The 20,903-nt window shown below is 45.5% G+C and carries 16 protein-coding genes; 8 read left to right on the forward strand and 8 right to left on the reverse strand.

All coding sequences use genetic code 11. The features are described 5' to 3' along the window. The first annotated feature begins 108 nt into the window (after positions 1–108). The 6 genes from ACMVP2_RS13220 (at position 109) to ACMVP2_RS13245 (ending at position 7,380) form a co-directional block, all read left to right on the forward strand. Positions 109–1,521 carry a BatD family protein gene (locus tag ACMVP2_RS13220; protein ID WP_416868017.1) on the forward strand — a complete coding sequence of 471 codons (1,413 nt, stop codon included), beginning with the start codon at positions 109–111 and terminating at the stop codon, positions 1,519–1,521. Then, on the forward strand, positions 1,522–2,598 hold the full coding sequence (gene aroC / locus ACMVP2_RS13225) for a chorismate synthase (protein ID WP_151997579.1): 1,077 nt from the start codon (positions 1,522–1,524) through the stop codon (positions 2,596–2,598). Next, the gene (locus ACMVP2_RS13230) at positions 2,595–3,929 is read left to right on the forward strand and encodes a dicarboxylate/amino acid:cation symporter (RefSeq protein WP_416868018.1); all 1,335 of its coding nucleotides are present in this window, start codon (positions 2,595–2,597) and stop codon (positions 3,927–3,929) included. The genes aroC and ACMVP2_RS13230 overlap by 4 nt, the downstream gene beginning before the upstream one ends. 112 nt (positions 3,930–4,041) lie before the next feature. Next, positions 4,042–4,632, forward strand: coding sequence for a NifU family protein (locus tag ACMVP2_RS13235; protein WP_151997578.1), 591 nt, complete (start codon positions 4,042–4,044; stop codon positions 4,630–4,632). A 145-nt stretch (positions 4,633–4,777) separates the two neighbouring features. Further along, complete coding sequence (locus ACMVP2_RS13240) at positions 4,778–6,235, forward strand: M28 family peptidase (RefSeq protein WP_416868019.1); 1,458 nt, start codon at positions 4,778–4,780, stop codon at positions 6,233–6,235. Positions 6,236–6,333: 98 nt separating this feature from the next. Continuing rightward, on the forward strand, positions 6,334–7,380 hold the full coding sequence (locus tag ACMVP2_RS13245; RefSeq protein ID WP_416868020.1) for a hypothetical protein: 1,047 nt from the start codon (positions 6,334–6,336) through the stop codon (positions 7,378–7,380). A gap of 20 nt (positions 7,381–7,400) precedes the next feature. On the opposite strand, the gene ACMVP2_RS13250 is transcribed toward ACMVP2_RS13245, so the two are convergent. Beyond that, positions 7,401–8,138: a DJ-1/PfpI family protein gene (locus ACMVP2_RS13250; protein WP_416868021.1), complete on the reverse strand. Its 738-nt coding sequence runs from the start codon at positions 8,136–8,138 to the stop codon at positions 7,401–7,403. Positions 8,139–8,145: 7 nt separating this feature from the next. Further along, a complete protein-coding gene (locus ACMVP2_RS13255; RefSeq protein ID WP_339791100.1) occupies positions 8,146–9,954 on the reverse strand; it encodes a sodium:solute symporter family protein in 1,809 nt (602 codons plus the stop codon). Positions 9,955–10,041: 87 nt separating this feature from the next. On the opposite strand from ACMVP2_RS13255, the gene ACMVP2_RS13260 reads away from it, so the two are divergent. After that, entirely contained in the window at positions 10,042–10,932 is an 891-nt protein-coding gene (locus ACMVP2_RS13260) for a sugar phosphate nucleotidyltransferase (RefSeq protein ID WP_416868022.1), read from the forward strand. A 223-nt stretch (positions 10,933–11,155) separates the two neighbouring features. Here ACMVP2_RS13260 and infB read toward each other — a convergent pair whose 3' ends face one another. The 3 genes from infB to rimP are packed head-to-tail and all read right to left on the reverse strand — an operon-like array spanning position 11,156 to position 15,718. After that, positions 11,156–13,978, reverse strand: a complete 2,823-nt coding sequence (infB, locus tag ACMVP2_RS13265; protein WP_416868023.1) for a translation initiation factor IF-2 — start codon at positions 13,976–13,978, stop codon at positions 11,156–11,158. A 38-nt stretch (positions 13,979–14,016) separates the two neighbouring features. Next, complete coding sequence (gene nusA, locus ACMVP2_RS13270; RefSeq protein WP_317489373.1) at positions 14,017–15,258, reverse strand: transcription termination factor NusA; 1,242 nt, start codon at positions 15,256–15,258, stop codon at positions 14,017–14,019. 10 nt (positions 15,259–15,268) lie between these two features. Beyond that, positions 15,269–15,718 carry a ribosome maturation factor RimP gene (gene rimP / locus ACMVP2_RS13275; RefSeq protein ID WP_416868024.1) on the reverse strand — a complete coding sequence of 150 codons (450 nt, stop codon included), beginning with the start codon at positions 15,716–15,718 and terminating at the stop codon, positions 15,269–15,271. A 213-nt stretch (positions 15,719–15,931) separates the two neighbouring features. On the opposite strand from rimP, the gene cysS reads away from it, so the two are divergent. Next, entirely contained in the window at positions 15,932–17,422 is a 1,491-nt protein-coding gene (gene cysS / locus ACMVP2_RS13280; RefSeq protein ID WP_416868025.1) for a cysteine--tRNA ligase, read from the forward strand. Positions 17,423–17,439: 17 nt separating this feature from the next. On the opposite strand, the gene rfbB is transcribed toward cysS, so the two are convergent. From rfbB to ACMVP2_RS13295, 3 genes are read right to left on the reverse strand one after another with little or no spacing between them, the layout of a single operon-like run. Next, entirely contained in the window at positions 17,440–18,492 is a 1,053-nt protein-coding gene (gene rfbB / locus ACMVP2_RS13285) for a dTDP-glucose 4,6-dehydratase (RefSeq protein WP_416868026.1), read from the reverse strand. Continuing rightward, on the reverse strand, positions 18,489–19,520 hold the full coding sequence (gene galE / locus ACMVP2_RS13290) for a UDP-glucose 4-epimerase GalE (RefSeq protein ID WP_416868027.1): 1,032 nt from the start codon (positions 19,518–19,520) through the stop codon (positions 18,489–18,491). The genes rfbB and galE overlap by 4 nt, the downstream gene beginning before the upstream one ends. Next, positions 19,510–20,826, reverse strand: a complete 1,317-nt coding sequence (locus tag ACMVP2_RS13295) for a UDP-glucose/GDP-mannose dehydrogenase family protein (protein WP_339791111.1) — start codon at positions 20,824–20,826, stop codon at positions 19,510–19,512. The genes galE and ACMVP2_RS13295 overlap by 11 nt, the downstream gene beginning before the upstream one ends. Positions 20,827–20,903 lie beyond the last annotated feature (77 nt).

Below are 20,903 nucleotides of genomic sequence, written 5' to 3' on the forward strand. Positions count from 1 at the left end.
TTTGTCCTACTTTTAATGAAATCTTAATCTGGAAATAGATTTAACATAAAATACAATTTTATGCATTTGAAATCGTTTGCAAAGACCAGTTTTTTGATAGCAGCAGCAATGCTTCTGATATTAGAAAAATCCTATTCTCAGGAAATTTCTATTGACCTGGGGCCTTCAGAAATGGCTCTCAATCAATATTTTACAATTACGGTTACAGTTCAAAACGACCGCCTGAGAAGCTACGATGAATTTCCTGAAATTTCAGGATTTGTAAAAAGAGGCACCTCTTCCTCCACATCTACTAATTTCATTAACGGAAAAATGAGCTCTACCCAGAGCATTACTCAAAATTATGCTCCTCAGAGGGAAGGCAGTTTTCGCCTCCAGCCATTCACCATCACAGTAAACGGAGAAAAGTTCAAATCTGAAGGTCAAATCATCAAGGTGGGGCCTCCTGTTAATGCGAGGAGACAGCAGGCAGACCCGTTTGGCATAGACCCATTTGAGGACTTCTTCGGGCGAAAAAGCACACCAAATGAGTTTGTTGATATTAAGGACGAAGCTTTTTTGGCTCTCTCTACCGACAAGGATGAGGTGTTTGTCGGCGAGGGTTTTACAACGACCCTTGCTTTTTATGTAGCCGAGGAGAACAAGGCGCCGCTACAGTTTTATGAGCTTGGCAAGCAGCTGACCGACATTGTGAAAAAAGTAAAGCCTGCCAACACCTGGGAGGAAAACTACAACATTGAAAATGTGCAGAAGGAGCCCGTAACTATCAATGGAAAGCGGTATTCGCAGTATAAACTTTATCAGGCTACCTACTACCCCCTCAACCTCGACGACATCAAATTTCCCTCTGTGGGTTTGGAACTGATTAAATACAAGGTCGCAAAGAACCCCACATTTTTTGGACAGAATAGAATGGAGGACTACAAGACCTTTAGTTCCAAGGAAAAGGTGGTGGCTGTCAAAGACCTTCCGCCGCACCCTTTGAAGCAAACCGTGCCGGTGGGCAAATACAGGCTGCAAGAAGAAATCAGCAGTACAGAGTTAAACACAGGCGACAGTTTTAATTACTCATTTATTGTAGCTGGGGAAGGAAATATCTCTGCGATTAACAAGCCTCAGGTGGCGCAAAGCAAGGCTTTTGACTTTTACGACCCTAACGTAAAGCAAAGTGTGAACAGAAACAACGGGAAAGTGAGAGGTACAAAGACTTTCAATTACTTTGGGATTCCCAATGAGCCCGGCGGGTACAAACTGTCGGATTACTTCCAAATGGTGTTCTTTAACCCAGAAGAGGCCAAATACGATACACTTAAATCGAGAGTGGAATTGGTAGTGAAAGGCGAGAGCCGTAGAAATGAATATATTTCATCCAGCGACCTTGGCTCTTTTTATGACAGAATTGGCCTGGAAGAAAATACCCTTGTAAAACTTTCAAGTGCCGGCTCATCACGTATTTTTGCCAACGTTTTTATTTTAATTATGTTAGCGCTTACCGCTGCATTGTACGTGAAAAGAAAATAGATGGGAAGCTCATTCGGGAAGCTCTTTAAAATATCCACCTTTGGTGAGTCGCATGGAAAAGGTATTGGCGCAGTGCTGGAAGGCTGCCCGGCCGGGCTCGAAATCAACGAAGACTTTATTCAGGCAGAACTAGACCGGAGAAAGCCTGGCCAGTCAAAAATCACTACTCAGCGCCAGGAGGGTGACAAGGTGGAACTCCTTTCAGGAATTTTTGAAGGGAAGGCAACCGGTACTCCTATTGGCATGGTGATTTATAATGAGGATCAGCGCAGCAAGGATTACTCCCATATCGCTGAAAAATTCCGGCCATCTCACGCAGACTATACTTATCAGGTTAAATACGGTGTAAGAGACTACCGGGGTGGTGGGAGAAGCTCTGCAAGAGAAACTGCCGCCAGAGTTGCTTCCGGGTCAATAGCGAAAATGTTTCTGAAAACCCTGGGTATTGAGTGCTACGCTTATGTATCGCAGGTAGGCGGTTTAAAGCTTGAAAAATCTTATCAGGAGCTAGACCTCGGAAAAATCGACGACAATATCGTGCGTTGCCCTGATGGGCCAATGGCCGAAAAGATGATCGACCTGATCGATGAAGTTAGAAAGAGCAGAGACACGATTGGGGGCATTGTGACCGGGGTAATCAAAGGTGTGCCTCCGGGGCTTGGTGAGCCTGTTTTTGAAAAGCTGCATGCCGAACTTGGCAAAGCCATGCTAAGTATCAATGCCGTGAAAGGATTTGAGTTTGGAAGCGGTTTCGAAGGAATTACTATGAGAGGGTCTGAACACAACGACGTTTTTTATAAGGATGGCGATACCGTTAAAACGAAAACAAATCACTCAGGTGGAATTCAGGGTGGTATTTCTAATGGAGAAGATATATATTTCAGGATAGCCTTTAAACCTGTAGCCACTATTATGACAGATCAGGAGAGTGTTGATTTGCATGGTGATGCCACTACAGTAACTGGAAAAGGCCGCCACGACCCCTGCGTAGTGCCAAGAGCAGTGCCAATTGTAGAGGCAATGTCAGCACTTGTTATAGCCGACTACTATTTGATCAACAAAACCGTGAAACTGTGACAAGCCAAAAGAAAAAAATTCCTTTACACCTCTGGATAGTAATTGCAATGCTGGCCGGAGTGGTGTGGGGGATGATCGCTATTTTCGGTGGCCTTGGTGAATTTACAACAGACTGGGTGAAGCCATTCGGCACCATCTTCATCAAAATGCTGAAGCTGATAGCAGTTCCTCTGGTGCTGGTATCCCTAATTGATGGCATTTCTAATCTGAGCGACCTCACCAAACTCTCGAGAATAGGCGGAAAAACTATTGGCTTTTATTTATTCACAACGGTCGTTGCCATTACCATTGGGTTGCTACTGGTGAATACTGTTCAGCCTGGCAAGTTTCTTCCGAGCGACAAAAGGGAAGAGCTTCGTATGAAATACGCTTCAGATGCGAACCTGAAAATGACCAGTGCCAAGGGCGTGGAAGAGTCGGGGCCTCTTCAAATGCTTGAAGATATTGTGCCTGACAACTTTTTTAAGGCTGCTACTGACAACGGGGCTATGCTGCAGGTGATCTTCTTTGCATTCATGCTGGGCATCGCCATGGTGATGTCGCCGAAAGACAAACTTGAGCCGGTAAAGGGTTTTTTCGAGGGTATTAATATCACCCTGTTGAATGTTGTGCATATTATAATGAAGTATGCTCCAATCGGCGTTTTTGCGCTCATTGCAGGGCTGCTTGTTGATATCGCCGGAGATGACCCTTCAGGTGCTGTTGATTTGTTTAAAGCACTGGGGGTTTACGCCCTCACAGTTCTTGGAGGACTGGGTACTATGATTTTTCTTATATACCCCCTCTTTATTAGAATTTTCACAAAAATAAAGTACGTACAATTCATCAAGGGTATTTTTCCGGCTCAGATGTTGGCATTCACAACAAGCTCGAGTGCGGCTACTCTGCCTGTAACCATGGATTGTGTGGAGAAAAACCTTGGTGTGTCGGAAGAAGTCACAAGCTTTGTGCTTCCTCTTGGTGCCACCATCAACATGGACGGCACCAGCATTCACCAGGCAGTATCGGCCGTGTTTATTGCGCAGGCTTTTGGCCACGATCTTACGCTCGCTGACCAGCTAATTATCGTGCTCACCGCCACCTTGTCGTCTATTGGAGCGGCGGCTGTACCAAGTGCGGGGCTAATTATGCTGGTGATCGTGTTGGGCGCTATAGGTGTGGAGCCTGAAGGGCTAGCCTTGATAATTGCTATTGACAGGCCTCTCGACATGGTTCGCACCATTGTGAATGTTACCGGTGATGCCTCGGTAGCTGTGATAGTGGCTGCCTCGGAGGGCGACCTCGCCAGCGAATTTGACAAAGGCCTCCTTAATTCTGACGCCGGTTCCTGAGCGGGTATTTGTCGTTGACAGGTTGTATCTTTGGTGCATTAAAACACATAACAGCACTACTGAACTTATTTGGCAGCAGGTTGTTCCTAAGTAAGTTAAAATTCTGAAACCAATGGAATCTACGATAAAGAAGTCTCAAAGGCTTGTTACTCTGTATCTGGAGAACAATCCCAACCCCAATTCATTAAAATTTGTCGCCAACTTTATGTTGGTAGGGGAAGGTGAAAACTATGACTTCCCCGATGAGGCGAGCGCTGAGCATGCCCCCCTGGCTAAAGAGCTTTTCAACTACGCCTTTGTAAAGAGGGTATTCTACATGAATAACTTTGTAACGATCACAAAGGACGAAAATGTGGAGTGGATAGATATTCAGGATCAGCTGAAAACCCATATCAGGGAATACCTGGAAGCTGAAAAACCTGTTTTGATAAAGGCCGATCCCCTTCAAAACGACATACTCGACAGCGACCCGGATGTGGTAAAAAACATCAAGAGCGTGTTGGAAGAATACATCAAGCCTGCAGTTGAGTCGGACGGCGGAGCCATTGTGTTCCAGGATTTTGAAGACGGCGTTGTAAAAGTAGCATTGCAGGGCTCTTGCAGCGGCTGTCCTTCCAGCATGGTGACATTGAAAGCAGGTATTGAGAACTTGCTCAAAAGAATGGTGCCTGAAGTGCAGTCAGTAGAGGCAGTCAGCCTATAAACGCAATAGTTACAAAGATACTTAGCCTCGGAGGGATTCACTTCGGGGCTTTTTTTATTCTAAAACTGGATAACCATCAATAAAAATACCTTTCAGGTTCTCCTTTTTTGTTAGTAAATCGCAGGACTAACCTAAATTTCAATCAATGAAAAGACATTTAACCGTTTTATTTGCTGCCACACTTGCCATAGCTGGCTGTGAGCAAAAGCCGCCAGTGAACATGCTGGAGGAGATCAACAAAGAGACGCTGGCTAACTCAAAAGTGTATCCTACGCTTGCAGATTGCATGGCAACAGTAGGACACAGACTCACCGGGTCTGAGAATGGCGCTAAAGCCGAGGAATACACCTACAACCTCTTCAAGTCGTATGGCATCGACGTTGAATATGACCCCTTCGAGGTTGAGTCGTGGAGCCGTGGAGAAGTAAAAACGCAGTTTAGTAGTGGATCCGATTGGGAAGAGGTAAGCTCTGTCAGCCTGGCCCACTCACCTGTTAGTGTAAACCTTGAAGGCGAAATTATTGACATGGGCAACGGAATAGAAGAAGACTACGAGGCTAACCCGGGCGCAGCAGAGGGGAAGGTTGTATTCGTATATATAAGTATTTTGCCTGAGACAGTCGACCCTTCTAAAAACTTGCATAGGTCTGAAAAAACAAAACTGGCGATCGACAATGGCGCTGCCGGAATTATTTTCTTCAACCAGGTAGAAGGTGGGGTTTTATTGACCGGAACTGCCTCGGTTACCGGAAGCCTTATTCCAATTCCTGCGGTGTGCATTGGCTATGAGGATGGCCTTTCATTAAAAGACAAGCTGGCTGCCGGAGCGGTGAAAGCCAAGCTTGAAATGACAAACTTCAGCGAAGTGATCAAAGCAAGAAATGTGGTGGCCACTATCCCTGGAACAGACAAGGCCAGCGAAGTTATTCTTACCGGCGGCCACCTCGACTCGTGGGATTTGGCAACGGGTGCTATCGACAACGGCATCGGTTCTTTCTCTGTTATCGACATAGCCCGAACCTTTAAGGCGCTGGACATCAAGCCACGCAGAACACTTAAGTTTGTGATGTGGATGGGGGAAGAAGAAGGACTGCTGGGTTCGAAACATTATGTTAATGCCCTCAAAGAATCAGGCGAAATTGAGAACCTGAAATATGTTTTCAATCTGGACGCTTCCTCTAATGCTGTTGGATTTAATGCTGGTGGCAGGTTGGAGGCCGAAAAGTTTTTTGTAGATGCAGGCGACAGGATCAAGGCAGTGGATAGCACATTCACTAATAAATTTGCGAACAGGGCTGGTCTTCATAGCGACCATCAGTCGTTTATGCTGGAAGGCGTCCCCTTCTTCGCACCGGTAAGTAACCTGGATCGTTCGGTGTACGACTGTTATCATGCTGACTGCGATGACATCGACCTTGTGAATGAAGAGCATCTGATCAACAATGTTCGCTTTTGCAGCATGATGCTTTACGAATTGGACAGGGCTCAGGAGCTTCCAGCAGCTAAGCTGGATGACGAAAGCACTCGCAAGTTGCTGGAAGATCAGGGCTTGAAGCTTAAGCTGAGGATTCAGGGCGACTGGAGATGGTCAGCTGACGATTGACAAGAAACACATATATAATATAAAGGGGCGGCTGCCCCTTTTTTATTTCCCAGTGGAGTAAGTGGTGTGTATCTTGCTGTAAGGCCAAATGTCACATAATGAGGGCGCTTTTTACATTAATTCTGTTTTTGATCACTTTTTGGGCCAAAGCTCAAACTTCTAATGACCTGTCAACTGGTGTTAGCCAACTAGTTCTTAATACGCCTACACACTCTTCTACCGACAACAATACTGTGGAGAGAGCCTGCATTGACGAAAAGCTTACCGGCCAATGCATACAGTACCACAACGATCAGTGGTTTTCCTATATACCTGCTGATGGCAGTTCATTTTACATCAATGTGCGGCACGAGCGCTGCAAGGATGGTAGGGGCGTACAGCTCGTCGTTTTCAAAGGTGAACTTTGCCAAACGGAGACCTACGAGATTATCTCCTGCAACTCACCTGCCACCGCCGACGATTTTTATTTTAAAGTAAATAGCCCTGAGCCTAATGTCAGGCACTTTATGATAATAGACGGGTACCTGGGAGACTTCTGCGATTTTACTATCGAGGTGTCGGACAAAGCCAATGGACTTCCGGTGCTGATCGAAGACCCTTTGGCGGAAGGATTATTGGAGGTCAATGAGAAAACAGTCGAGTTGCGCTGGGAATACCAGCCCGATACATCGCAGGTGAGCCATTTTTCCGTTATAAGAGCAAGTAAGACTGACAATAAACGTTGGCAGTTGCCATTGGCTTTCAATAGCCGTGGTGGCGTGGGGTCTGAATACCTGTTGAAAGACACCCTGATGGAATTTGGAAAGTACTCTTATGATGTTTATCTCGTTGACGCCAACAACGAGCACAGGTTGTATCTACATCAACAGGCTGCACTAACTGAACCAACGCCAGCAAGGCAGAACACGACAGTGTTTTTCCCCTTTGCTGTTCGAAAAAACACTAATCTGCAAGTGACCATCACGGATGCAGTTAGTAAGCGAACACTTTCCAATAAATTTGTGAAAGACTATAAGCTGGCAGTGCTCCAATACAATTTTCAAGAGCTTATAGACAGAGGGCATTACTTTTTTGAAATCAGGATTTATGATTATAAGTCCAAACGAACGGAGACATTCAGCAAACGATTCGAGTTTCAGGATTAGCTGAAAGCTCGTTATTTGCCCTATCTCAGGTGCTTTACTTCTTCAAGCCTCCAGTCGATCACTAAGCCGCCCCCTATGCCTCTGGCCACTTTGTCACCATACAGATATTCCACCAGGTACATGGCAGGATCGTATGATTTGGCGCCGCCTGAGGAAGTAATGGCTTTTCCGTCATGCACAAAGCTGTAACCCTCCTGTACATTGAGGTGAGGGAAGGTTTCTTTAAACCTCGCAATGTCTGAGGGGAATGTGGTGCACTTTACCTCATCAAGGAGGCCAGCTTTGGCCAAAAGAAATGCGCCATCACACAACGACATAATAAATTTGGCTTGGGAGCCCTTTTCTTTGACAAATTCAATCAGAACGGAATCCTGCAAATCGGTATCCATGTTGTGCTCAGTACTTGGCACCACCAGTACATCAATCGTCGGAGTATCTTCAAAACTGAAATCGGGTATGATTCTGATCCCTTCAAATGTTTTGATCGGCTCATGGGTGGGAGACACGATAAATGTTTTCATGCCTGGTGTGGTGTGAAATACGGTATGCTGAAACACGTCAAAAGGCGCCATTAGCTCCGAATTGTATACACCATTGATGGCGAGGAAGCCAACATTCAGTGTGTCAGTCGGCAGGTGAGAAGAGGCAAACGAGAAATCTGCTGCTGCGGATTCCCCGTTTTGTTGACATGCCTGCAAGGAAAATAGGAGTGCTGTTCCCAGGGCAACAGCAGCAATATTAATCTTCCTATTATCCATAAGGCACTTACTTCAATGAAAGCTTGCCCAGGTTTCTGAACAGAATAAACGTACCAGCTGCGGCTATGCCCAAAAGACCAAAGCCAAGGCCGATGTTTCCGTAGATAAAGCTTCCTATGCCAAACAGCGAGCAGTAGATGCTCACACAACCGACAAACACCATCATTATTTGTAGTGGCATTTGCCAGTTTGCTCCTTTGGATGCATCCAGCACAATTCCCTCACTCATGGCTTCATCAACGACCTTTTTCCACCCAGGCCCGCCGGGTTGAGTCCTAAGGTAGAAGCTCCTCAGGGTCTCTTTATCCTCTGGCTTAGTGAGCAGAGTAGTGGAGATCCATGCAGCACTCACACCAAACAGGGAAATTAGAAGGCGAGTTGAGAAAATGTCCAGATAAGCGTTCTCAAGTGCTTCGGGGCTAATGACCAGCACCAGCAGAAAGGCTAGCACAGTGGCAACTACCATGGCAACAATTTCGGTAAGAGCGTTGATTCTCCACCAAAACCACCTCAGTATGTAAATGGCACCAGTGCCTGCTCCTGAGAGAAGAAGGATATCGAAGGCCTGGGTGGCATTCTTAAGGATAGTGAGGGAAAATGTGGCTGCAAAAACCATCAGTCCAACAGTGGTGAATCTGGCGATAGACACTTGCTGTTTTTCAGTGGCGTCTGGCTTTACAAAGCGCTTATAAAAGTCGTTGACCACGTAGGATGAGCCCCAGTTGAGGTGCGTTCCAATGGTAGACATGTAGGCCGCAATAATCGAAGCAACTACAAGCCCCTTCCATCCAGTGCCCAAAAGCGTTAGCATGGCTGGATAGGCGATGTCGTGGCCCAGGTAGTTATCGCTAATGCCGGGGAACTCAGCTTTTATTGATGCCAGGTCGGGGAAGATAACCAGCGACGCAAGGGCCACCAGAATCCATGGCCATGGGCGGAGTGCGTAGTGTGCGAAATTAAAAAGTAACGTAGCACCTATTGCATTCTTTTCATCTTTGGCTGACAACATTCGCTGCGCAATATAGCCGCCGCCGCCAGGCTCTGCACCAGGGTACCAAACTGACCACCACTGCACTGCGATGGGGATAATGAGTAAAGGCAAGAACTGCTTTGGGTCGTCAAAACTTGGGAAAATATCCAGTTTAGGCATTACAGCCGGGTGGGCCAGCAGCTTGGTCAGGCCGCCTACTCTCTCATCGCTGACTGCAACCACTGCGGCTATCACGGCACCAAGCATGGCGATAGAATACTGAAAAAAATCTGCCCAGATTACTCCTTTTATGCCGCCTATCGTTGCATAAATAACAACCCCTATTGAAGCACCCACCACGATGTAGACAGGGTTTTCGATGCCGAGCATGATTTGCCCAATCTTAATGGCGGCCAGTGTAACTGTTCCCATGATCAGGCAGTTGAAGAAAATGCCAAGATACAGGGACCTGAATCCCCGTAGGAAGGAAGCGTACTTGCCGCTGTACCGCAACTCATAAAACTCCAGGTCGGTCATTACATTGGAGCGCCTCCAAAGCCTGGCATAGATGAAAACGGTTACCATACCTGTGATTAGAAACGCCCACCAGGCCCAGTTTTTGGCCACTCCGTTTTCTCTAACCATGCCCGTGACAAGGTTGGGAGTATCGGCTGAAAAGGTACAAGCTACCATGGAAATCCCCAGTAGCCACCACGGCATTCCTCTTCCACCTAAAAAGTATTCAGAGGTGCTTTTCCCAGCGGTGAGTGAGGCAACCCATCCAATTCCTACTACAATAGCAAAAAAAACCGCTATTATTACCCAGTCGAGTGTGCTTAAGACCATTTTGGAGTATAGTTTTTGTTTCGAACCCGTAAAATATAAAATTTGCATGCCGAAACAGACCCCATTAAAAAAAGAATTACAGATAATATGACGCAATCAACAAGTTTGGTAATACTGGCCGCCGGGATAGGAAGTCGATACGGTGGAATAAAGCAGGCCGACTCTTTTGGGCCCTCTGGTGAGTGGCTGATGGACTATGGAATTTATGACTCAATTCAAGCAGGTTTTAACAAGGTGGTTATTATCACCCGTAAAGATTTGCGGGACGTTTTGTACAAGCACCTGAATAAGTGGTGGGGTGATAAGATTGAGATTGAGTTTGTATTTCAGACACCCCCTGCGCAGCATCCTGACAGGGTGAAGCCGTGGGGAACTGGCCAGGCTGTACTTGCGACGAAAGACGTGGTAAAAGAGCCGTTCGCTATTATCAATGCCGACGACTTTTATGGGAGAAAGGCTTATTTGGCAATGGGAAAATTCCTTCAGTCGGTTGACCCAACTGCTCTTCATTTTAGCATGGTGGGCTATCCTTTGATGGAGACGCTCTCAGATGCCGGATCGGTGGCAAGAGGTATTTGCAATGTGGATGCTGAAGGCAAATTGATTTCTGTAGTGGAGAAAACCAAAATACTTCAGTCGGGTGCAAATATTGTCAATGAGGAAAACGTAAACAACCCGGAAATTTTAGATCCCAAAGGCTTCGTCTCGATGAACTTTTGGGGTTTCACTCCAGCTTTGTTTCCTGAACTTGTGGGTATTTGGGAGGAATTCTATCAAGCCAATAAAAATGAGCTGAAGGCAGAGTTTTATATTCCGTCAGCAGTTACAAACCTGATGCAGAAGAAGAATGCTATTGTTGATGTGCTGCCTGATGGCAACGATTGGATGGGTGTAACCTATAGCCAGGAGAAAGATATGGTTATGAAAAAATTGCATCAGCTGGTCAGTAGCGGAGAGTATCCTTCCGGGCTCAGCTGAAAACAGCATAAAAGACAAGTATCAGAAGAAAAGGTATTCCATAAATCAGGAGTACCTTTTTTCTGTTTTGACGGGGTAGCCACCACAGCACCCACCAGGGGCGGTAAAGGCCTGCTGACGTCAGAAAGAATAAAAAGAGTAGTGCTGCCTGGAGTAGTTTCATGGTTCCAGAAACAAAAAAATCCGGCCAACTGGCCGGATTTAGTTTTATGTATGACCTCTCTTAAAGAGAGCGTTTTACTTCACGTTGCTCAAAGCCTTCAATGATATCCCCTTCTTCGAGGTTATTGAAGTTTTTGATGCTTATTCCGCATTCGTAACCTTGTTTTACTTCGGCCACGTCGTCTTTGAATCTGCGGAGCTGCTGTATTTCGCCAGTATAAACCACAATACCGTCACGTATTATTCTGATCTGATTGTTTCTCTTAATGAAACCATCAGTCACCATACAGCCAGCTACAGTACCAACTTTCGAAATTTTAAATACTTCACGAATCTCTACGTTACCAGTAATAACCTCCTGGAACTCCGGTGCCAGCATGCCTTCCATGGCATCTTTGATTTCGTTGATGGCATCGTAGATGATGGAGTAAAGTCTGATCTCGATTTCTTCCTGTTCGGCCAAGCGGCGTGCACTAGACGAAGGACGTACCTGGAAGCCAACGATGATCGCATCGGAAGCGGAGGCTAGCAAGACGTCTGATTCTGAAATCTGGCCTACTGCTTTATGTATGATGTTAACTTGGACTTCCGGTGTAGAAAGCTTAAGCAGTGAGTCGGCTAGTGCCTCAATAGAGCCATCCACATCACCTTTCACAATGACATTGAGTTCTCTAAATGAGCCAATGGCCAAACGACGCCCAATTTCATCAAGCGTAATGTGCTTCTTAGTCCGAAGGTTCTGCTCACGTTGGATTTGCTGACGCTTGTAGGCAATGTCACGTGCCTCACGGTCACTTTCCATTACGTTCAGCTTTTCACCCGCCTGAGGCGCACCATCAAGCCCCAGCAAAAGCACTGGTGTGGAAGGTCCCGCTTGTTTCAGCCTGGTGCCTCTGTGGTCGAACATCGCTTTCACTTTGCCGAAGTGAGAGCCAGCCAATACCACGTCACCAATATTCAGGGTTCCGTTTTGCACCATCACGGTAGCTACGTAACCTCTGCCTTTGTCAAGAGAAGCTTCGATAACACTTCCTACGGCCTTTTTAGAAGCCTTAGCTTTCAGCTCAAGAATCTCAGCTTCCAGAAGTACTTTTTCTAACAGGTCGTCAATGCCCTGTCCTGTTTTCGCTGAAATCTCCTGGCATTGGTATTTTCCACCCCAATCCTCCACAAGAATGTTGATTTGGGATAGCTCTTCTTTGATCTTATTTGGGTTGGCGTTTGCCTTGTCAACTTTGTTGATAGCAATTACTATTGGAACACCAGCCACTTTTGCGTGGTTAATGGCTTCCTTGGTTTGAGGCATCACGTTGTCGTCCGCTGCCACCACAATAATTGCAATATCGGTAAGTGCTGCACCTCTTGCACGCATGGCGGTAAATGCCTCGTGACCGGGTGTGTCAAGGAAGGCAATTTTGTTGCCGCCCGTTGTCTCTACATCATATGCACCTATGTGCTGTGTGATACCACCGGCCTCACCGGCTGTAACTTTGGTCTTCCTGATATAGTCGAGAAGGGAAGTTTTACCGTGGTCAACGTGGCCCATGATGGTAACGATAGGAGCTCTGGGCTCATCGTCCTCAATATCGTCCTCAGTATTAATAGCTTCCGACTCTTCTTCTGAGGTTGAGAATTCAATATCAAAACCGAATTCGTCTGCTATCACAGTAATGGTTTCTGCATCGAGACGCTGGTTAATGGAAACGAAGATTCCCATGCTCAAACAAGCAGAAATTACATCGTTAACAGAAACCCCCATCAGTGAGGCAAGGTCATTGGCAGAAATAAACTCAGTCACCTTAAGTGTCTTCGAATCTTCCTGCTGCTGAAGCATCTTCTCCTCTTCCGCCTCAGCTTTGGCTGATCTCTTGTCCCTTCTGTACTTCGACCTGTTGGCTCCCTGGCCTGGCTTACTGCCTTTGCTTAATCTGGCGAGAGTAGCTTTTATTTTATCCTGGATTTCCTTGTCAGAAACCTCTTCTTTCTTCTCAAATCGGCCCTTACCTGGTGCGCCGGCAGGTCTGTCTCCTTCTGGTTTTTTGAATCTCGGAGTGTCACCACCGTCTTTTCCTTCAACAACTATGCGCTTACGAGGGCGTTTCTTTTTCTTTTTGTCTCTATCGTCAGAGCTGGCAACTGGCTGCTTTTTCTTTGCTTCTGGCAGTTCTATTTTTCCAAGAACAGTCAGACCCTTGAGAGCGTCGGCTTTAGCCTCAATTACCCGATCTTCTTTTTTGATAATTGGCTCAGGTTTGGCCAGCATTGGCGGCTCCTCTGCAACTTTTTCAGGAGCCTCTTTGGGTTCTTCTTTTGGAGCCTTGGGTTCTTCAACAACTTCGGTGGGAGGCTCAGGTGTTTCCACTTTGGCCTCTACTTTAGGTGCTTCCTCTACTACTTTCTTTTCCTCCTTAGGAGGCTCAGGAGTAGCAGCTTTGGGGGCTGGTTCCTCTTCCTTTTTGGGAGCTTTTTTGGGCTCAAGGTCGATTTTACCAACTACTTTAATTCCCTGAAGTTTAGGGGTTTGAGTTGTTGGCTCCTCCACTTCTTCAACAGCTTCTTCCTTAGGCTGCTCTTTGCTGGAAAGGTTCTTTATTAAGATTTCTTCTTCTTCATCAGACGATCCGCTCTCCTGTGGAGAGTTCGTATTGATAACCACATTGTCAGAATGCTTCTTACCAATAGTAATGCCGGAAGCTTCTTCTTTCTCGTGGGCAGAAGTAGCAAATTCTCTTGCCAAAATATCGTACTGCTCCTGAGTGAGCTTGGCATTCGGGCTGCTATCGATTGAAAAGCCCTTCTTCTCCAGAGCCTGAATGACGGTATTTGTACCAACATTCAACTTTCTGGCGACCTGGCTTAGTCTCCACATTCTGTCTTCACTCATACGCAAATATGACTCTTTAAAGCGTGTTATTAAAATTATTATTCAAATTCCTGACGTAGGATAGAGAGCACATCTTGTACTGTTTCCTCCTCCAAATCGGTCCTTCGGATGAGTTCTTCCTTTGTCAAATTAAGAACGCTACGGGCAGTGTCGAGGCCGATTTTCTTGAGCTCGTCAATTACCCAGCCCTCAATTTCATCTGAAAACTCATCGAGCGATACGTCCTCTACTTCGTGGCCTTCAAGCTCACGGAACACATCGATTTCAAGATCCACCAAGCGGCTGGCCAGCTTGATATTTTGTCCGCCTTTTCCGATCGCCAACGATACCTGATCAGGTTTGAGGTACACCGACACTCTTCCATTTTCGGGCTCCACTTTCATGCTGGATATTTTCGCAGGACTCAATGCCCTGGATATATACAGCTCAGTGTTTTCAGTATAGTTGATAACGTCTATATTTTCATTTTCAAGCTCTCTCACGATGCTGTGAATCCTTGAGCCTTTCATACCCACACAGGCGCCAACCGGATCAATCCTATCGTCGTACGACTCTACTGCTACCTTGGCTCTTTCGCCAGGCTCACGAACCACTTTTTTAATGGTGATCAAGCCATCATACACCTCGGGTACTTCGCTTTCGAAAAGTCTTTCAAGGAAAACCGTCGAAGTTCGGGAAAGAATAATCTTTGGGTTTCCATTGACCATTTCCACTCTATGAACAATCGCACGCACATTTTCTCCCTTCTTGAAGCGATCCTTAGGGATCTGCTCAAATTTTGGCAGTATCAACTCATTCCCTTCAGCGTCAACCAGCAATATCTCTCTTCCAAGCACCTGGTAAACTTCACCAAGGATAATCTCGCCAACGAGTTCTTTATATTTCTGGAAAAGAATGTCCTTTTCAAGGTCTTTGATTTTCTGAATAAGCGTTTGGCGGGCCATTTGTACCGCTCTTCTACCAAAGTCTTCAAGCTTAACTTCTTCTGCTACTTCTTCTCCAATCTCAAAGTCAGGCTCTATTTTTCTCGCTTCTGTAAGGCTTACTTTATCGTGATCCCAAATGTCTTCCGAGTTATCGTCAACGATTTCTCTGAATCGCCAAATCTCAAGGTCTCCTTTGTCCGCATTGATAATGATGTCAAAGTTTTCATCAGTTTCAAATCTCTTCCTGATCATAGTCCTGAACACATCCTCCAGGATACGGATCATTGTTGGGCGGTCAATGTTTTTTCTCTTTGCAAAATCCGCAAAGGATTCTATAAGAAATACGCTATCCATAGTAAACTGCCTAAAAGGTGACTAAAACTTTTGTATGATGAATGTCCTGAAATAGTATTGTGCTCATTTCGGTGACTTTTTTATTTTTTACTTCGATTTGAATCTCTTGTTCACTCACAGCTGCCAGCTTGCCTTTTTCTTCCTTTCCGTCGGTCTTAAACACCTTCACCGACCTGCCTATGTTCTTATAGTACTGCCTAAGCAGTTTTAACGGTTGGTCAATGCCCGCAGAAGATACCTCCAGCTGATACGCATCTTTGATCAAGTCTTCTTCATCTAGTTTGGCAGCTAGTTTCCGGCTAATCTTCGCACACTGTTCGATGGTGATTCCATTGTCGCCATCCAGAAATACTCTTAGCTTTTGGTAGCTTTTTGGGCCGGTTAGCGATACTTCGACCACAAACAGGCTACTGTCTATCATTTCATCAAGCCAACCTTTTATGATCGATTCTTCAGCCATACCAAACCAAACTATATAAAGAAAGGGGACGCTCGTCCCCTTTTTTCTTAATCCAGCCGCAAATTTATATTAATTTTTCTTGTTAACAAAAGAGCCTTCTCAAACTTCTCCCAAACAAAGTGTTCTTGTGATCGTTTGAATGCAAATATGTTAAGCGGAGGACTCCTTAAATAAAGAATGTTGCCTTCTGCTTACAATTGTTAAATTTGCCGCATGATCCCGAAACTAAGATTATTCAATTCTTTAACTAAGCAAAAGGAAGAGTTTGTGCCCATCAATGCGCCCTACGTGGGCATGTATGTGTGCGGGCCTACGGTTTACAATGATGTGCATTTGGGTAATGTTCGCACGTTTATCAGTTTCGACATTATTTACAGATACCTTTTGCATCTGGGATACAAGGTTCGCTACGTCAGAAATATTACAGATGTAGGGCACTTGACGGGCGATACTGACGACGGAGAGGATAAAATAGGAAAACGGGCAAAGCTCATGAACCTGGAGCCCATGGAGGTGGTGCAAAAATACACCAATGGGTTCCATCAGGTGATGGATATTTTCAACGCTTTGCCTCCCAGCATAGAACCGACGGCAACTGGCCATATTCTCGAACAAATCGAGATGATCAAAACGATTATCGAGCAGGGTTATGCTTACGAATCGAAGGGCTCTGTGTATTTTGATATAGGCAAATTCAATGAGAAATATCAATATGGTAAACTCTCTGGCAGAGTCGTTGATGATTTAATTGCTAACACCCGGGCGCTCGATGGGCAGGATGAAAAGAGAAATCCGTTGGATTTTGCTATCTGGAAGAATGCCTCTACCGAACATATCATGCGTTGGAACTCTCCCTGGGGTATTGGTTTCCCCGGCTGGCATCTGGAGTGCTCCGTGATGAGCACTAAATACCTTGGAGAGTCATTTGATATACACGGCGGTGGCATGGACCTGAAGTTCCCCCACCATGAATGTGAAATAGCTCAATCAGTGGGTGCGTCCGGTAAAGAGCCTGTGAAATACTGGCTGCATACGAACATGCTAACAGTTAATGGCCAGAAGATGAGTAAGTCGCTGGGTAATTCCTTTCTGCCGTCAGAGCTAATCACTGGCACACACGAACTGCTTGACAAGCCTTACAGCCCAATGACGGTGCGTTTCTTCATGCTGCAGAGCCACTATGCCAGTACCCTCGATTTTTCAAATGAAGCTTTATCTGCTGCGAACAAAGGCTACAAGAAGCTGATGAATGGATTGAAGCTTATTAAGGAAATGAAGTTCGTTCCGGAAGAAGGAGTGGCCTTGAATCAGCAGGCTGTCGACCAAATCAATGGTTTGGCAGATAATTGCTACAGGGCAATGAACGACGATTTCAACACTGCGCTTACTATTGGGCACCTGTTCAATCTTTTGAAAAAGATCAACTCGCTGCAAACAGGTGGACTTAAGTATGGAGAAATCGGACAAGAGGGCTTCGATAAGCTGAAATCGACTTATCTAAATTTTGTGGAAGAGATTCTCGGGCTAAAAGAAGAACTGGCGGTAGAACCTAAGAACCTCATCGGTATTTTGCTTACGCTTTATAAAGAGGCGAAGGAAGCTAAAAACTATGAAAAAGTAGATGAAATAAGGAGCTTGCTCAAAAATGAGGGAATTACCTTAAAAGATATGAAGCAGGGAATTGATTGGGCTTACGAAGAATAAGCCCAATCATTTTTGGTTTATCTTTTCTCGTACTGATCGCTATAGTACTTCATATAGTCGCCTGAGGTAACATTGCTTAACCAGGCGTCATTGGCCAGGTACCACTCTACTGTTTTTTCGAGCCCCTCTTCAAACTGCAACGAAGGCTCCCAGCCCAGCTCTTTCATGATCTTGTTGGCGTCAATGGCATACCTCATGTCGTGACCGGCACGATCTTTTACGTAGGTAATGAGCTTTTCAGAAGTCCCTTCCGGCCTGCCCAGCTTTTTGTCCATGATTTTGCAAAGAAGCTTCACCACATCAATGTTTGTCCACTCATTAAACCCACCAATATTGTAGGTTTCGCCAATTGTGCCCTTGTGGAACACAGTATCTATGGCTCTTGCATGATCAACCACATACAGCCAGTCCCTGATGTTTTCGCCTTTTCCATAAACTGGCAAAGGTTTGCTGTTTTTGATGTTATGAATGCAAAGCGGAATAAGCTTCTCCGGAAAATGGTAAGGCCCGTAGTTGTTCGAACAGTTTGTAACCACCACAGGGAGCCCGTAAGTGTTGGCATAAGCCCGCACAAAATGGTCTGAGCTTGCCTTTGAGGCTGAATAGGGTGATTGTGGGTCATAGGAAGTGGTTTCTGTGAAGAAGCCTTCGTCACCAAGTGAGCCATACACCTCATCGGTTGAAATATGGTAGAACCTCTTTCCTTCGAACGAATCTTTCCAAATGTCCTTTGCGGCATTTAGCAAGGTAACTGTGCCAATAACGTTCGTTTTTATGAACGCCATTGGGTTGGAGATAGACCTGTCTACATGAGACTCAGCGGCAAGGTGCAGTACGCCGTCAAACTGTTCTTTTTTGAAGAGGTCAAAAATAAATTTCTCGTCTGTAATATCCCCTTTCACAAAAGTATAGTTCGGACGATCTTCAATATCTCTTAAGTTTTCCAGATTGCCGGCGTACGTAAGATTGTCAAGATTGAAAATCTTATAATCAGGATATTTATTTACAAACAGCCTCACCACATGCGAGCCAATAAAGCCAGCTCCTCCGGTAATTAATATTTTTTTCATTGTTTCAGTTTTGCCTGTGCTATTTCCCAGTCCCAGGCTGATTTTAAAGCCTCTTCAATGCCGAATTGAGTTTTCCAATTCAATTTTTTGTTGGCGAGAGACGTATCTGCATAAACTGCTTCGACATCGCCTCCCCTTCGGTCAACAATTTTATAAGGGATGTTAATACCTGTTGCTCTTTCGAATGCCTGAATCATTTGGATCACCGACATACCCACTCCCATGCCCAGATTGTATACTTCGTATGAAGACTCCATGGCTCCATTTGCGAACCGCTGCACCGCATTTACGTGCGCTTTGGCTACATCCATTACATGGATATAGTCTCTGACACACGATCCGTCAACTGTGTTGTAGTCGTCACCAAAAACTCTGAGAAACTCCCTTTTCCCGTGCGCCGTTTCAGTAATAAAAGGCACCAAATGATGTGGCATTCCATGCTGAACCTCGCCAATCAGCGATGTAGGGTGTGCGCCAATGGGGTTGAAGTATCTCAAAGCTATCGCCATTACGTCGGAGGCAACAGTTGCGTCTCTGATGATGTCCTCGCACATTTTTTTGGTGTTGCCATAGGGAGAAACAGCCTCCTGAATGGGTGCGTTTTCAGCGACGGGCAATACTTCGGGATTTCCGTATACAGTGCAGGACGACGAAAAAATCAACCCTTTGGTTCCAAACTTTGACTGACACCTTAGAAGGTTGATAGTCGACAATAAGTTGTTCTCATAATACTTAAGCGGATTGTCGACAGATTCGTTGACCAAAAGGAAGGCAGCAAAATGGATTGCTGCCTTCATTTCAGGGTATTTTATAAAAATTGATTCCAGCTCAGGATAGTTGCACATTTCAACCTGGTGAAATAGGCACCTCTTGCCGGTGATCTTCTCGATAGCATCTAATACTTTGACCTCGGAATTAGACAGGTTGTCGATAATGATCGGCTCGAAACCGGCATTGATCAGCTCCACAACCGTATGGGAGCCAATATAACCAAGTCCGCCTGTGACGAGAATTTGATTATTTGCCATCAACGTCTTTTCTACCGATGCTGAAGTATGTAAACCCTAGATCTTCCATCGCTTGTGTGTCGTACAAGTTTCTGCCGTCAAAAATAACCTTAGACTTGAGCAGAGACTGAAGCTTGTCAAACTCAGGCGTTCTGAAAACAGGCCATTCCGTCATAATAAACAGTGCATCAGCACCATCAACTGCAGCATACTCGTCGCTACAGAATTCTATGGTGTTGCCGAAAAGCTCTTTAACGTTTTCCATGGCTTCCGGATCGTACACCTTCACTTTGGCACCAAGTGCAAGCAACTCTTTAATGTTCTCTAAGGCTGGTGCTTCTCTGATGTCGTCTGTATAGGGCTTAAATGCCAGACCCCAGATACCGAAAGTCTTGCCCTTCAGGCTCCCATTGTAAAATGCTTTGGCACGATGGATCAGTTTGGTTTTCTGCTCCTGATTCACATCCATTACCGAGGTTAGAAGCTTAAAGTCATATTTAACTTCCTGTGCTGATTTGGCCAATGCCTGCACATCCTTTGGAAAACAGCTTCCACCGTATCCGATGCCAGCAAAAAGGAATCTCTTTCCGATCCTGGTATCTGTGCCAATCCCTTTTCTAACCATGTCAACATCTGCACCCAATAGTTCACACATGTTGGCAATCTCATTCATGAATGTGATTTTGGTGGCGAGGAATGAGTTGGCGGCATACTTCGTGAGCTCTGCTGATTTCTCATCCATAAAAATAACCGGGTTACCCTGGCGAACGAATGGTGCATAAAGCTGATCCATCACTTTTCTCGCTTTGTCCGAGCTGGTGCCAATCACCACTCTGTCTGGCTTCATGAAATCATCCACTGCGACACCTTCTCTAAGGAACTCAGGATTTGAAACCACGTCAAAGGGCACTTTTGCATTTTTTGCTATTTGAGCATGTACCTTGTCGGCAGTGCCAACAGGGACAGTGCTTTTATCAACAATTACTGTGTACTCGCTAAGAATAGGGCCAAGGTCGCTGGCCACCTTCAATATATATTTAAGGTCGGCAGAGCCATCTTCACCGGGAGGTGTGGGTAGTGCCAGAAAAATAATTTTTGCGTCCTTGATACCTTCCTTAAGGTTGGTAGTGAAATCGAGTCTGCCCTGCTTAATATTCCTTTCAAAGAGAACGTCCAAACCAGGCTCATAAATGGGCATGATCTGATTCTTAAGTTTTTCAACCTTCTTTTCGTCGATGTCAACACACGTTACGTGGTTCCCCGTCTCGGCGAAGCAGGTACCAGTCACAAGTCCAACATAGCCAGTTCCAACTACAGCAATTTTCATATTGTTCGGATTTTCTTATTAGTCTGCTGCAAATCTATCAATCTGCAAAATAATTACACCAGTTCTTTCGGTAAATG

Source organism: Imperialibacter sp. (assembly GCF_048007035.1).
In the GTDB taxonomy this organism is placed as follows: Bacteria; Bacteroidota; Bacteroidia; order Cytophagales; family Cyclobacteriaceae; genus Imperialibacter.